This is a genomic window from Undibacterium sp. WLHG33, from assembly GCF_049544815.1.
In the GTDB taxonomy this organism is placed as follows: domain Bacteria; phylum Pseudomonadota; class Gammaproteobacteria; order Burkholderiales; family Burkholderiaceae_D; genus Undibacterium.
In genome coordinates this window covers 1-13,289 of the sequence record NZ_CP186697.1, presented here as the reverse complement: position 1 = coordinate 13,289, position 13,289 = coordinate 1, and the positions used below count along the sequence as shown (strand labels likewise).

The window sequence follows — 13,289 nt, the reverse complement described above, 5'->3', positions numbered from 1 at the left end:
CATAATATGCAATGCTGTCTTCACCATTGCCCTGCGCGAGTCCGGATTACCGCAAATGCGTTTCAGGCGTTAGCGTCAAACTTCAGCTTGAAGGTCAACGCCTCCCATCTGGCCGTCTTGACAAGCGTGGCCGCTTGTTCATCGTAAGGTAGGGCCATCTTAAAAGATTCAACAACCGTATCAACCTTGAATGGCGCACTGCCTGAGATGTCATTGGTATTGGCAATGCATGCAGCAAAACAGGAAAGCAACAGCATCGCTTGTTCGGCGGCATCTGTTTCCGACACCCGGTCAACGACATCCGCCATCGCATGGCGGTAGGCGTCTGCATAAACCCAAGCCTGTAATTCTTTCGGGAAGGCTTCGTCGTAAGAGGGGGCGCAAGTACGAGACATCGCGTAATAGAAAGCTCGAATGATTGGAGGCCAAGTTATTGGCTCGCTAGCCAAGCAGGCCTTTAACATTCCTGCCAGAATGCGCGAATCCTCAATACGCTCACTTTCATATTCCAAACCAAAAGAGAAATCGTTTTTTCGAAATGCGGCCAATTCTACCCACTCTTCAAGAAACGATGGAAGCAGTTCAAGAAACTGCATGCGGAGGTAATGCCGCGTGACTTCCCGCACACGAGCAAGGTAAAGCGGCGGCGAGTCGAGCCTATCGAGCGCCGCTAAGGCTGCCGGCATATCTTCCGCTTGCCTTGCCAGGAAAAAAGCGTTTTGAAAATCTTCCTGCAACAGAGCTATGGACGAAGCAGCATCCGTCCGGTCATATTCAATTGCGAACGCGCGCAGTCGCTGCAACTGTTCAGCAGGAAAATACCTTAACGAATAGTCACCGCTGGAGTTCAAAGACGGCAGGGATTCAGTCGTAAGGATGCCAATCGTTTGCAGCTGGCTAACGTGAGTCTGGCTCACATACCCCTCGTACATTTCGTCAAACAAAGCCTTGGAGTCCCTGGAAAAGAGCTGCCCTCTTCGATAGTCTGGGCGAACACTTGGAAAATGCCAGCCGGCTTCATTGAACCGGCTGCGCACGCTTCCTTCCTTGCGGTCGATGGCGCGCGCAATATCAGCCAATGGAACCCAAAGAAGATAATTCTTACGCATGAACTTAACTTCGGCTTCGGAGTAACGAGAATTACTGCGGTGGCCCCACAATGGTCGTTCCGAAGTGGTTTGGTAATGTACGCCTAAGTACGGCGGCATTTCTTCGAAGATAACCGACGCTGCCCCTTGTTTTTCCACAAACAGCCGGAAGCGTTCAGCCTCTTTTCGCGTTTCAAAGAACCGCGAAAAGCGTTTCAAGGACACATCGTGGCTAATTTCCTCAGTTGCAGTATTCCCTGCTGTGCAAGTCGTCGCCATGACTGGTCGAGAAGGTAAGGCAATTGGGGAAGAGGTGCCCGTGACCGTATTTGCAATCGCTTTGGCGTTCACAGCTTCCATTGCGGCATTTGCTACCAGAATGGATTGGTGTGCTTCTATGGGCAACGAAATTGGCAAGTCCTTGTATGCAGCGGCCTGCGCGGTGCCGTCTATCAGGAGATGGTATGCCATCCCAATGCTACTGCCTATACGAGCATGCTCGATGATGCTATCCATCTGTTCGATGGCAGCATCCCAAAACACGTCGTGTTCTGGTGGAAGGTTTTTATATATGACCTCGATAAGTTGGAAGGTAGCCGCAATGCCGGTTTCCAGTAACGTACCCATAATGATGGAATGGCTAAAAATGGAGCGATGAGCTCCTATGCCGAACATCAGGTCTAGGTCCGGCGCCCCGCCATCGGCATCCGAACCGCCAGACACAATAACCGACGCCAGCACCATAGTGAGGATGCGTGCGCCGGCTTGCCGTGGACTCTCTGCAAGCTGACGGCCCAGAACGCTAAAGGTCTCCTTTGTGGCGAGGTACGCGTTAACGGTACCGACCGAGAACGCGCTATAGCGGTTCTGCACATGGCCCATCAAGCGCTCTTCCCGCCATGCGCGGAAAAAGTCCTGTCCCTCCTTGTAGACGCCGGCCACCCCCAATTTGGCCAGACTGCCTGTTCGAGTAAGTCGATTCCAGCCAAATTGGAGGAAGTTTTTCCCAGTGGCTGAGGCCCACTGCGCCAAGTGTTCTTGTTCGGTACGAGCTATTGCATAATTCAACTCACCGACTAGTCGAGCCAACCTCTCAGCGTTCTGGTTGCGTGAGCCCAAATCCGAACCTATGGCTATGTCAGAAGAACCCACGCTGCCTCCGCAATCCTAGAATAGCTAAATTATACTATTGGTCAAATTTTACCGGCAGTCACATGAACCGTACACGGTAGCTATAAAAACCGAGGGCAACTCAACCGAAAGCAAAATCTAGGTTAAATCTCCTGCAAGACACTCCGCTCGTGCTAAGCTATTTATTTACCAATCCAAAAGGTTTTACGCGCACTTAGCTCGTGGACAAGACTATGCCGACGTCAGGATGGGTGCAAAGAGCTCCTTCAGAATTGGCATCCACTCGATGGGCTTGTCGCTGCAGTTCCTGCTTTGGGATACGCGATGGTGATGGGTGGTGATTATCAGTATGGCATTCAGCGATTAAGTGACTACTACCGCTAGATGAAACCTCTAACGTTATGTTTCCCAAAATCTTACGAGATGCCTCCACTATCCGCAAAGCCTTGCGCGACCGAGCGAAAAATCTCAGGATATGGATCCCGCTACAAAAACTTGTGTCAGGGGATATTCCCAGATATTTATCGCGACGGTGAACACCGAACGCAGAGAATCGAGCTCACGGTCGACAGTCGACTTTGCCACCTCCTGCACGCGCTCGGCAATGTACTCTTTTATATCAACGGTCTTAATCAAAGAGAGCGGTTTTCGCATCCACTGGACAGCTAAGGTTGGAGTACGCATGAACTGTTGTGCGGGATAGCCACTAATGCACTAGGTAATGGGACAGCATCGTCGCATTGATATTCAACAACCAGGTAGCTAATCACCGGAATGGACAAGTCTCAAGTTACTCGTCCCAAAATCTCATTAAATGCTTCCGTGTGGTCGTAAGGTTTTGATTTATAATGAAAAGAAATCTCAGGTTATGGCTCATGCTACAGTAACATCGAACAACAAAAAGCCCTGCCATTTGGTTGGGCTTTTTTGTTGAATGAGAAAATATAAACCAGTAAGGCCAGACACATATCATTCACGCGCACTTCCAGTCATTCGCCCCTGCAAGGCGCATAGACATTGCGCGACAAGGCCGCACTGAATTAAGATTTTTCTTTATCAGAATACCAGCGGAGAAATCATGGCTATTCGACTCGATCTAAGTTCATTAGAAAATGCCTTGCAACGTCTGAGCGAAGCATTACAAGCCTACGCTGCTGATGCACACAATTCACTTTATCGCGACGCTTGTATTCAACGCTTTGAATTCTGCTACGAGCTTTCGCACAAAATGCTCAAGCGTTATCTCGAACTTGCTGCGGCTAATCCGGTTGAAATCGATGAACTACCATTCGCAGACTTAATCAGAACCGGCAGCGAACAAGGCTTACTGCGCAACGGCTGGGATCGTTGGAAAGATTACCGTAAAGCACGGAGTATCACCAGCCACACCTATGACGAATCCAAAGCCATCGAAGTCATGCAAATCGTGCCGGATTTTCTGCTTGAGGGGCAAGCATTACTAGCAGAACTGAAAAAACGCGGTACGCCTCCGACGTGAAACACGTGATGACAAATCCTGCAAACACACAACCAAACATCGCCATCACGCCAGAGCAATGGCTGATCGTCTCCGCCATATTACAAAAACACGTACCAGAGAACGAAGTTTGGGCTTTTGGTTCAAGAGCAACCCACACAGAAAAACCGTACTCCGATCTGGATCTCGCCATCATCGGCGATACCCCGTTGACACTCAGTCTGCTCGCCACAATCGAACACGATTTCTCCGAATCAAATTTGCCGTTCAAGGTGGATGTGGTGGATTGGGCGACGCTGAGTCCAGCGTTTCGTGAAATTGTTCAAAGTCATAGAGTCAAGTTCAAGTAAAAAATTGCGTGGTTCATCTTTGGTATCACCTCCGATTAATTTTTTTATCTGATTATCTAGTGACTTTGAAAGCTCTTACTCTAAAATCTCAACTCCACAATGAAGTAAATACTCAAAAGTTTTATCAAAATATCCAGGCTGCCGAGTTTCATCATGTATGTCACCGCGCGGCACAAAAATTACCATGCCTTGTCTTGCTCGGGTGAGCAAAACACGGTAAGCATTTTCAAGATAACGTTGTTGGTCTTCTTGCTGCCGGCGTTTCCATGTTGTGCCTGTGAATTTCCAATGTTCAAATTGTCCATTGTTATAACGATAATCTGCGTCCCAGCCGACTAAACACCAATCAAGCTCTAGCCCCTGAATATCAAATTCTGTCGCCACATCTTCTAAAAAATGGCATGAACGTATATCGTCTTGCTCATTCAAAAACCAATCTGCCGCGGATAGTCGATTTTTAACGAAGATACCTTCGGGTTTGAGACGTACTGCACCTGAAGATGCGATGACTCCTTTGGTTTCGTTCGCACGACCACGTTGTTTGATCCAAGCCTTAGCTGCTTGTAAATCGCGAGTGGCGACGATAGGAAATTTGTCTTTAAACGTGTGATAAATTTCAATGGCTGCTTGCGGATTATTGTGAATGACGTGATGGACCATGTGCGACAGTTTCTCCGCACGGAAGGAACGCATCGATATCGCCAAATGCAAACTAGATACAGCTTGCGCATTAGAGACCTGATCAAAACTCACATCGCGCCCGGCATATTCAACTTGTATGAGTTTATCCGAGTAGTACACATCCCAGTTTGGAAAGTGCAACTCCAGTGAATCAGCCCATTCTTGTAAGCCGGCCTCGCCAGTATTGATCTCTTGCCCGCCACCAATGAGGGCAATGATCACACACCAATCCTCGTGCCTATCCATAACACTAATGAGAAACTCGGGCTCAGATTGCGCAAAGTTTTTTTGACCACGTTTGATCGCCATAAACTTTGACGTATTCTCTTGATCCCATGCTCGTTGTGCTTCATCAAATATAACGACATGCTCGTTTGGCGCCGACAAGTCTTTAATGTATTCATCACGGAACTTATGAATATTTTGAATCGATGCAGATGCAGCGCGAAGTGCGGTGGCTTTGTTCTTGTGTGCATGTCGTTGTACTGAGTCACGCGCTAACGCTTCGGTTAATACTTCTACCAACGGGCCGTTACCCGATAAAAAAACAGCTTGCTCTTCTTTATCTGCACCAACATTGGTGGCAATATTTAACCCGACTAAGGTCTTACCCGCTCCAGGAACTCCCGTGACAAAGCAGATGGTTTTACGTCGTTGCAACCGTGCTTGGTGAATGATTTCTTGCAATGCTTGCGATGTCACATGCAGATTCTGTGCACCCGCATCATTGCGAGCAATATCATTCACATCGTGATCGGCGTATAGCGCTTGCGCTGCTTCAATAATGGTTGGCGTTGGTTTGTAGGAAGAATTTAGCCAAGCTTGTAATTCGATAACTGAAGGTTGATTGATTTCATCAACACAATACTGAATTACGCTCGCCAGATTATTGCTATTGGCACGCAGTGGTTCATACACACCGTCAGTGCAGTCTGTCAAAGTATTATTCTTAGGTGGCGCCGCGGTGGCAACCAAAATTGGTATGAGAATTTTTTCATGACTACCTTCATGAAAATGATGCAGATCGATCGCATAGCCATGGGCTTGGCGCATATCTTGCGCTGCGTAGTCTTGCGCACCAACTTTAAATTCCAAAATGAAAATAAGGTTTTTGTATATCAAAAGGACATCGGCACGTTTACCCATACGTGGTATTTGAAATTCAAAAAATAAATATCCTTCACCAAAACCACACAGGGCCGTTTGTAAAATTTCGATCTGAGTAATCCACGCGCCAGTTTGTTGATATACCAATTCTTGGGTATGGTTTTGTGTGATTTTGCCGACAATCGCATCCGGCGACTCTGCTATGAACGCTGTCAAACTCTCCGCATAAAACGCTCGATTTGACATGACTATTTCTCTTCTATTGAGAATAACTGAGCAGGCAATATATTCAGTGCTCTTGCGATTCGAAATATATTGATTAAGCCAACATTTCGTATTCCACGCTCTATTCCGCTGATATAGGTTCGATCAAGTTCCGCAATTAATCCAAGTTGCTCTTGGCTTAATCCCCTCTCCATCCTTAAATTTTTGAGACGTAGTCCAAATTGAATTAAGTCTTGATTCTCCATCGCTTGACCTCGCGTTATCAGGTAAGCAATCATGGAGAGATGTGACTTATAGGTCTACGGACGATGAGTCTCATTTCATTCTGACTGAATTAGTCAGTCTGACAGCATCAATATCCGAGTCCTGTTTCAAACGCGCCAGATGCACATACATACAATCCGGCATTCTGCCAACCCTTACAGACCCTGCTATGATGGCGCGGGTTTTGGGTTCATCACGCACCCAAAGCTGACAATTTTTTAGTTCCGCTTTTATTCGCTTTCAGGAGACAGCATGCCGCAACTTAAACTGACCTATTTCGATTTTCATGGTGGCCGTGGTGAGCCGATACGACTTGCGTTGGCGCTGGGTGGGGTGGCGTTTGAGGATCATCGTTTCAGTTATCCTGAATTTGCCGACGTGCGCAAAGCGACGCCGTTCGGGCAGGTGCCGGTTCTGGAGGTGGATGGTATGCAGCTGACTCAGTGTGATGCGATCCTGCGTTATGCGGGCAAGCTGGCGGGGCTGTATCCGCAAGATCCTTTGCAGGCTTTGTACTGCGACGAGGTGAGCTTTGTAGTGGAAGAAGCGGGCATCAAAATGGGGCCGACTTTCCGCATGACGGGGGAAGAGCAAAAGGCAGCGCGTCTGGCTTTGGTGAATGGTTCTATGCCGGTGTATCTGCGCTGGCTGGAGCAGCGTTTGCTGGCGCAAGGCGGTGAATATTTTGCGGATGGTCGCCTGACGATCGCCGATCTGAAGGTGTTTGTGGATATCCGCAGTTTGAATGCCGGTCGTCTGGATCATGTGCCGACCGATCTGGTGGCGCAAGTGGCACCGGCGCTGAATGCGCATAATCAGCGCATCGCGGCCTTGCCTGCGGTGCAGGCGTATTACGCAAAGTTTGCCAGCTAATACGGCAACTGACGAAAACATAGCAAAAATCAGACCGCGAAAAATGTAGGACTGAGTGCTGATGAGGCCTGCCGGCTAAATTGCTGCCAGCAGGCGCACAGAGATTCAGCCATACAATGCCATATCTGATTTCATATCCATATAATAAAAAAGCCGGTAGCAATACCGGCTTTTTTAATCGCGCTGAGCTTTATTCAGCGGCTGTTTTGTTTGCAAGTGAAACTGGTGGTAGTGACTTTATCGACATTGCCCTGACCACAGGTGGCAACTGCCTGTTGCGACATCACGCTGATCTGTTTACCAGCTTCAACGGTGCTTTCGCTGACAGAAATACAGGCGCTTAAACTGGTGGTGATCATGCCAAGGCTCAGGATATACAGGATTTTTTTCATCGTCTCACTCTCATTTGTTATAAAGCCGGAGGTTTAGCAGCCAGATCCGCGTGTTCTGCTGTTCGGCTGCGGTGTGAAGTGGTGGATGGTAACCACTCCGCATCTTAACGTATAGACAAAAGAGTTGGTTGACGGGAAACCTTATTATCATCGCCATTCTGTCTCCACAGCGCGTGTTATCGGCGCGCAACTGACAGTATTAGCCAAAAAACCTGTGCTGGCACGATGATCTGCTGCTGGTAACTGCATGAAAGCTGACATCAGAACGTAGCAAATTGCACAGAAAACGTGAAACATCTGGACGCAGCGTGTACCATTGAATATTCTTAGGTATTTCCATGAGACAAGTTGCCTGAGCATACAGGCAGGCACCGCTCTGGTGGAAGGCAATACTGCCATGCAAAGGGGAAAATCATGGCCGGATTCATCTCATCACCACACAGCGATGCGCGGAAACGATGCCTGATATTGCGAGAGGCTATGCGCTGTCTGCCACATCCTCGTCCGCTCACGAGGTGCACTCCCGCGAACGATGGCAGCCAACCAATCACTGTGATCCGGGAAAATTGAAGTACAGACAATCAGGCATGGCACACCCGGCGAATAAGATAAAAAGAATGTTCAAGAAATATATTTCAGGAGTTGTTCATGAGTGAAGAAGAAAAAACCGTCGTCTACGGAACCGAAGATCTGCTGACCAGTTTGTGTAATTCGGTCACACGCGTGCTGAACGTCGCGACGCAAAGCAAGATTCATTACTCTGCGATGGTACAAAGAATCACCAAAATCGGTCTGAAGCCGGATATTGGTTGTTTTGTTTTATTTGACGGTGGATTTTCCGGACTGGTGGTGCTGAATTTCGCGGGCAACGCTGCACTGGAAATTTATGAAAAATATATGCTCAGCATGGGCATGCCAAAATCTGAACTGGCCTCGTCGTTCAGCTCGGATGAAGTGGCAAATATACTGGGCGAACTGATGAATCAGATCGTCGGTGATTTCACCGGTAAGATACGCCGCGAGCTGCAAACCAACATCACCCAGAACCAGCCAAAAATGCTGGTACTCAATAAGCAAGTGATGCTGAGTGTCGATACACCGCTGGATCGCCCTGAAATCCGCCGCGTGTCGTTTTTCACTGAGAACAATAATATTTTTTATCTCGAACTCGCGATCGATCGCACCGAATTCATCAAATTGCATGATTTCGATACGACTGAAATCATCGATCCGGATGCCTTGCTGGATATGCAGCAGGCAGATCAGACAAAAACAGAACCTTTAGCAGTTGCGCCGGCAGGTAATGATGATAGCGATGAACTGTTGCGTTCCTTAGGCATGTAATCAGCGCTATGTACAACAAAAAAGTGCCATGCGGCTGCAAAGCCCGCGTGGCTTTTTTTTATCGGAAAAACGTCTTTTCGGCAGATTTGCTCAAAAATGCTTCCAGTATTGATGCGGGTTTCAGGATACCCCCCCTGCATCTCCTCATGAATACTCGCTGCTGGCGGCATCACCCCGCAGAAGTCCATTTGACGCGGGGTTTGCAATGTCGCGTGGGGCATGCCAAGATACGCGCCCTGTCTGAATGATGCATAGTGCGACAATCATCTGTCACGTCTGAGTTTCCTGAATGAATACCACTTACCCGCCGCATGCTGTCTCCCGCTTACGTACGGCCCGTCTGGCTCGCAGCACGCGTCCTTTTCTGGCGCGCGGCGGGCCGCATGGTGAACGTTGCGGCGGCTGCCGCCTGATACTCAGCCATTGCATCTGTGCCTTGCGTCCTGTGGTGCCGACGCGTGCCGGTGTGTGTCTGATCATGGCAGAACATGAAGCGCTCAAACCCAGCAACACAGGCTGGCTGATCGCGGATGTAGTGCCGGATACGATGGCATTTGGCTGGGCGCGTACCGAAGTGGACCCCGCCTTGCTGGCTGTGCTGGCCGACCCGCAATGGCAACCGTATGTGGTGTTTCCCGGTGAATTTGTTGCGCCAGAGCGGGTGATTACGCAACTGCTGCCAGAACAAGACGGCGCAGATGCCAACGAACCCACAGCCGCAAGCACAAAAAAACGGCCACTGTTTATTCTGCTCGATGCAACCTGGCCGGAAGCGCGCAAGATATTCAAAAAAAGCCCGTATCTGGAACAGTTTCCGGTGTTAAGTCTGCTGCCGGAACAATTATCGCGCTATCGCCTGCGCCGCTCGCGCCGCGACGAACATTTGTGCACATCGGAGGTCGCAGGTTTATGCCTGCAACTGGCGGGCGATGTATTCGCCGCGCAAACGCTGGAAGCGTATCTGGATGTCTTCAGCGAACATTATCTGCGCGCTAAACAGCAATTGAAGGTGGACTGGGAAGACGAATTCCATCAGCGCTTACGCGCATTGGCGGCGGCGTCAGCATCAACGCCACAGGTCTGATGGCATGATAAAGCTGGCGTGAGATATCCGCCGCTGTCAGCAAAATCGACAGCAGCATTGAACAGAGAGCGCATCTGATGGATAATTCGGGCTATGAACGATACTACACAACTCCCCCCATTACCGGATCGCCTGTCGGTTGATCCACGCAGCCCTTATTACGTCGCCGCCGTGTTTGAACACGAAGTAGGCATCCGGCTCAACGGCAAAGAACGTCTGGACGTCGAAGAATATTGCATCAGCGAAGGCTGGATCAGCGTGCCGGCAGGCAAGGCGCGTGACCGTAAAGGTAATCCGCTGATGATCAAAGTTAAAGGTCAGGTCGAGCCGTTTTATCGCTGATACCGGCTGCGCAGGCGCGAATCTGACGATGGCACCTGCTTCTGTCATTACATGCCACTCAAAGAAAAAGTCCCCGTATTCATGCGCTTGTCTGGCCTCTTTTGCGCCACAAAACGCATGAACACAGCGGGCTGGCGGCGTCGGATGATGCTTTTGTTTTTACTGGCATCGGCCACAATGCTGACCGCAAACGCCTATGCAAACGCAGATGAGCAAACCTTTCCGGTCAGGCTCAGTCGCAACGAACATCTGTTGTTAGAAAAAATGGTCTGCGGCGAACCATTCGGTGTCGGCGTTGCCGAGATTGATGCGCGCGCTTTCAGCGCTCAGGCGGACAAGGCAAATTATGCCGACGTGAAATGCCGTCCGCATGTGCAACTCAAGACCCAGCCTTTATATTACGTTGCCCAATGCGGGCGAGATGGGAAACAATGGAGTTGTGGCGCGGCAGAGGTGGAAACAATCGTGCCACTGAAAGCGCGTAAGCTGATTGTGCGACCAGGAACAGTGCCACCGCAACGCGCAACGGAAGCAATACAAACAATCAGCACCTACGGATATTTTCAGGCGAAATCGCTTGATGCAGCATTGCAATCGACCTGCAATATGGGCATGGGCGGCACAGCGGATCTGGTTGAAATTTCTTGTCGGCGCTGGTCGATCACGGTGTCATTCTGGTGCCCGCAGAAATCACCACAATCGCCCTGCCCACGTGTGATTTATATGGGAGAGCATTGAAAAAATCAGCGCAGGATAACGCGTTCAGCAAGTTTGCGAATGAAATTTAATCGAGAGCGTTTGCTTTGATGATGCAGTTTAATTCGCCGTTACGCACCAGCTTGCTGAAGGCATTGTCAATCTGTGCCATCACTTCTTTCGGAACCATTTTTCCACCCGCAATATACGCCGGGCTGGGGTCTAGTACGACCGGCAGTAACCGGATATTCGGATGATTTTTCGGTGAGTAGGCTCCGCTCTTAAAAAAAGAATCGCGGTGATAAAAAAATCTGCCGCGACCTGCTTCCAGTTTGATCAGATTTTGTTCAGCTGTCGGTGTGCCGCTATCGAGGATCACACCTAACTGCTGTAAACGTTCTATCTCTGCATGCCCCTGCATGATCAGCACTTTGCCAGCCTTACCCAGTTTTTTCACGTCATTCCAGTTATTCACAACAACTTCATCACCGGCTCTGACTGCCAGCCGGTAACCCGTCGTGTGTAAACCCTGTTTCAGAAACTGCATGCCGGCAGCTTCACGCGATGCATTCTTTCTGGCGCCACAGATAATGTCACGCCGCCCTGCACTGAGCTCATATTCGATACGGCGAATCGGCATAGGCTCATCGTCGATCACAAAATGGAGCTGAGGATCAATCGCCTCTATCGCATGATAAACATCAATGCATGGTCCCTTCCAGCCGCTTTCAGTTTTCACATTGTACGGTGCCGCACTTTCCCATATCGCGACACGTAAATCCGTCGCAAATACCTGGGAGGCAAAAAACCATCCAAAAAAGAAAAACGCTTGTTTCTTCATACCTGAAGTTTATCTGTGGCAATGAATGCTGAAAACATATTTAACCACATCTTAACCGCATCCCCGTGCGCAAGAAACCACGATATACGCGTTTATTTCGTTTTCGATCTGTAAGAAGAATTTTGTGATAAAGGCTCGACCAAAAAAAGAGAATTAAAGTTAACAAATTTATTCGTGTCAGATATTCTTTAGTCAACCAGAATAAATCTGTTGATCACTACGCTACGCAAAATCAGGCTCAAATCTGAGCATCGTTGCCGGATCATTTTCTAGCATTCCCTTTTCACTGTTGAGTAATTTTTTTTCCAATATTTTATGACGCAATATTTGTTTTCATTCCTATACAAGCTGATGCTCCTATTTTTAATGGCGATACTCAGTACGAGCGGTGCGTATTCGCAAACGCTGGAACAGCAATCCACCGAACTGGATAACATTGCAAATGCTGCGGCGGAAACAACATCGATTAAAACAGTCGCAGTGGCAAATGCGTTCGATCGCCTTATGCTTCCGTTCCTGGATGCAGAAAAAATCAAATTAACCACGCCATCTGATTTAAAAATTCTTTTTCGCGCGACAGACATGACCGCTTTTTATACCGAGGAAACGAAATATGTTAAATATCTGCAGCGTATTTCCGATGTACTAGAAGAGCGCAAACTGATCACTGAAGAACACTATACACAGTTATATTTCGCGCTCTTGCAGGTCAGAATGTTGAAAGAGGCAGACGCGCTTCTGGCACAGCACAGGCTATTAGTGAATGATGCTTTGCCTCCGCATCGGGAAGCACCTGATTTATCCGCTCAGATGCCAACGGAGTGGCTGATCTAAGCAAACAGCTTATCTTTATTACGAAGAAATGTTGACATCAATCAGGGCTCAAAAATTATTGTGGTATCCAGCCCAGGATGTCCTTTTTCCAGAAATGCGGTACGCGATATTTCGCAAGATCCCGCCTTGATGACGGTGTTTCGCGAACATGGAAAATGGCTGGTTCCGCAAATGCGCCACAGTTACTTTCACGACATCCAAAAGTGGAATCGTTCTTTTCCCAACTTTCAAATGACCATGGTTTATCAAAGGCAGGAATGGAAAGACATTGACCATTGGGGAACGCCGACTTTTTATTTTTTTAAAAATGGAAAGCTCAGCAGCAAGGTTACCGGCTGGCCGGAACAGGGAAATATAAAAGAACTGAAAAATTCACTGAAAATAATCGGATTACTTTGAGAATGAGTTGGAATCAAAACAGATGAAATTTTTTCTCATCGTTCACAGATATTAGGGTCTGTTGACGTTTGAACGTAAGCCTTTGAAAAAGAAAGGCAAACTCGTATTGTTAAGGTTTTCACACCGATCCAACACGAGTTTGCCATGCCCCGATTACTGCT

Annotated in this window: 15 protein-coding genes; 9 read left to right on the top strand and 6 right to left on the bottom strand. The window is 48.5% G+C overall.

Annotated features, from left to right (window positions below; all coding sequences use genetic code 11):
- Window positions 1-62: 62 nt before the first annotated feature.
- The gene (locus ACOTSW_RS00075; protein WP_423680318.1) at window positions 63-2,240 is read right to left on the bottom strand and encodes a hypothetical protein; all 2,178 of its coding nucleotides are present in this window, start codon (window positions 2,238-2,240) and stop codon (window positions 63-65) included.
- Between the two features lie 447 nt (window positions 2,241-2,687).
- On the bottom strand, window positions 2,688-2,903 hold the full coding sequence (locus tag ACOTSW_RS00070) for a hypothetical protein (protein WP_423680317.1): 216 nt from the start codon (window positions 2,901-2,903) through the stop codon (window positions 2,688-2,690).
- A 394-nt stretch (window positions 2,904-3,297) separates the two neighbouring features.
- Between ACOTSW_RS00070 and ACOTSW_RS00065 the strand changes: the two genes are divergently transcribed.
- Both ACOTSW_RS00065 and ACOTSW_RS00060 read left to right on the top strand, forming a co-directional pair.
- Window positions 3,298-3,717, top strand: coding sequence for a nucleotidyltransferase substrate binding protein (locus ACOTSW_RS00065; protein WP_423680316.1), 420 nt, complete (start codon window positions 3,298-3,300; stop codon window positions 3,715-3,717).
- Between the two features lie 8 nt (window positions 3,718-3,725).
- Entirely contained in the window at window positions 3,726-4,046 is a 321-nt protein-coding gene (locus ACOTSW_RS00060) for a nucleotidyltransferase family protein (RefSeq protein ID WP_423680315.1), read from the top strand.
- Window positions 4,047-4,121: 75 nt separating this feature from the next.
- Here the strand turns inward: ACOTSW_RS00060 and ACOTSW_RS00055 are convergent, their stop codons facing one another.
- Window positions 4,122-6,080 carry a DUF2075 domain-containing protein gene (locus ACOTSW_RS00055; RefSeq protein WP_423680314.1) on the bottom strand — a complete coding sequence of 653 codons (1,959 nt, stop codon included), beginning with the start codon at window positions 6,078-6,080 and terminating at the stop codon, window positions 4,122-4,124.
- Window positions 6,081-6,082: 2 nt separating this feature from the next.
- Complete coding sequence (locus ACOTSW_RS00050) at window positions 6,083-6,304, bottom strand: helix-turn-helix domain-containing protein (protein ID WP_423680312.1); 222 nt, start codon at window positions 6,302-6,304, stop codon at window positions 6,083-6,085.
- A gap of 271 nt (window positions 6,305-6,575) precedes the next feature.
- Between ACOTSW_RS00050 and ACOTSW_RS00045 the strand changes: the two genes are divergently transcribed.
- Window positions 6,576-7,196: a glutathione S-transferase gene (locus ACOTSW_RS00045; protein ID WP_423680310.1), complete on the top strand. Its 621-nt coding sequence runs from the start codon at window positions 6,576-6,578 to the stop codon at window positions 7,194-7,196.
- Window positions 7,197-7,390: 194 nt separating this feature from the next.
- Here the strand turns inward: ACOTSW_RS00045 and ACOTSW_RS00040 are convergent, their stop codons facing one another.
- On the bottom strand, window positions 7,391-7,588 hold the full coding sequence (locus tag ACOTSW_RS00040; RefSeq protein WP_423680309.1) for a hypothetical protein: 198 nt from the start codon (window positions 7,586-7,588) through the stop codon (window positions 7,391-7,393).
- 648 nt (window positions 7,589-8,236) lie between these two features.
- Between ACOTSW_RS00040 and ACOTSW_RS00035 the strand changes: the two genes are divergently transcribed.
- The 4 genes from ACOTSW_RS00035 to ACOTSW_RS00020 all read left to right on the top strand — a co-directional run bounded on the left by ACOTSW_RS00035 (window position 8,237) and on the right by ACOTSW_RS00020 (window position 11,096).
- Window positions 8,237-8,932 (top strand): DUF3334 family protein, encoded by a 696-nt coding sequence (locus tag ACOTSW_RS00035; RefSeq protein WP_423680308.1) that lies wholly within the window; start codon window positions 8,237-8,239, stop codon window positions 8,930-8,932.
- Between the two features lie 289 nt (window positions 8,933-9,221).
- Window positions 9,222-10,016, top strand: coding sequence for a tRNA-uridine aminocarboxypropyltransferase (locus ACOTSW_RS00030; RefSeq protein ID WP_423680307.1), 795 nt, complete (start codon window positions 9,222-9,224; stop codon window positions 10,014-10,016).
- A 93-nt stretch (window positions 10,017-10,109) separates the two neighbouring features.
- Complete coding sequence (locus ACOTSW_RS00025) at window positions 10,110-10,358, top strand: DUF3297 family protein (protein ID WP_423680305.1); 249 nt, start codon at window positions 10,110-10,112, stop codon at window positions 10,356-10,358.
- 147 nt (window positions 10,359-10,505) lie between these two features.
- A complete protein-coding gene (locus tag ACOTSW_RS00020; protein ID WP_423680304.1) occupies window positions 10,506-11,096 on the top strand; it encodes a hypothetical protein in 591 nt (196 codons plus the stop codon).
- Window positions 11,097-11,142: 46 nt separating this feature from the next.
- Here the strand turns inward: ACOTSW_RS00020 and ACOTSW_RS00015 are convergent, their stop codons facing one another.
- The gene (locus tag ACOTSW_RS00015; protein ID WP_423680303.1) at window positions 11,143-11,895 is read right to left on the bottom strand and encodes a substrate-binding periplasmic protein; all 753 of its coding nucleotides are present in this window, start codon (window positions 11,893-11,895) and stop codon (window positions 11,143-11,145) included.
- 351 nt (window positions 11,896-12,246) lie between these two features.
- On the opposite strand from ACOTSW_RS00015, the gene ACOTSW_RS00010 reads away from it, so the two are divergent.
- Together ACOTSW_RS00010 and ACOTSW_RS00005 are read left to right on the top strand one after the other, a co-directional pair.
- Window positions 12,247-12,729: a hypothetical protein gene (locus ACOTSW_RS00010; protein WP_423680302.1), complete on the top strand. Its 483-nt coding sequence runs from the start codon at window positions 12,247-12,249 to the stop codon at window positions 12,727-12,729.
- 60 nt (window positions 12,730-12,789) lie between these two features.
- Window positions 12,790-13,128, top strand: coding sequence for a hypothetical protein (locus ACOTSW_RS00005; RefSeq protein WP_423680301.1), 339 nt, complete (start codon window positions 12,790-12,792; stop codon window positions 13,126-13,128).
- Window positions 13,129-13,289 lie beyond the last annotated feature (161 nt).

Coding starts and splice junctions, on each gene's coding strand:
- ACOTSW_RS00060 (WP_423680315.1), top strand. CDS start 3,726: ATGACAAATCCTGCAAACACACAACCAAACATCGCCATCACGCCAGAG.
- ACOTSW_RS00050 (WP_423680312.1), bottom strand. CDS start 6,304: ATGGAGAATCAAGACTTAATTCAATTTGGACTACGTCTCAAAAATTTA.
- ACOTSW_RS00025 (WP_423680305.1), top strand. CDS start 10,110: ATGAACGATACTACACAACTCCCCCCATTACCGGATCGCCTGTCGGTT.
- ACOTSW_RS00015 (WP_423680303.1), bottom strand. CDS start 11,895: ATGAAGAAACAAGCGTTTTTCTTTTTTGGATGGTTTTTTGCCTCCCAG.
- ACOTSW_RS00020 (WP_423680304.1), top strand. CDS start 10,506: ATGCTTTTGTTTTTACTGGCATCGGCCACAATGCTGACCGCAAACGCC.
- ACOTSW_RS00065 (WP_423680316.1), top strand. CDS start 3,298: ATGGCTATTCGACTCGATCTAAGTTCATTAGAAAATGCCTTGCAACGT.
- ACOTSW_RS00055 (WP_423680314.1), bottom strand. CDS start 6,080: ATGTCAAATCGAGCGTTTTATGCGGAGAGTTTGACAGCGTTCATAGCA.
- ACOTSW_RS00010 (WP_423680302.1), top strand. CDS start 12,247: ATGCTCCTATTTTTAATGGCGATACTCAGTACGAGCGGTGCGTATTCG.
- ACOTSW_RS00035 (WP_423680308.1), top strand. CDS start 8,237: ATGAGTGAAGAAGAAAAAACCGTCGTCTACGGAACCGAAGATCTGCTG.
- ACOTSW_RS00045 (WP_423680310.1), top strand. CDS start 6,576: ATGCCGCAACTTAAACTGACCTATTTCGATTTTCATGGTGGCCGTGGT.
- ACOTSW_RS00070 (WP_423680317.1), bottom strand. CDS start 2,903: ATGCGTACTCCAACCTTAGCTGTCCAGTGGATGCGAAAACCGCTCTCT.
- ACOTSW_RS00040 (WP_423680309.1), bottom strand. CDS start 7,588: ATGAAAAAAATCCTGTATATCCTGAGCCTTGGCATGATCACCACCAGT.
- ACOTSW_RS00030 (WP_423680307.1), top strand. CDS start 9,222: ATGAATACCACTTACCCGCCGCATGCTGTCTCCCGCTTACGTACGGCC.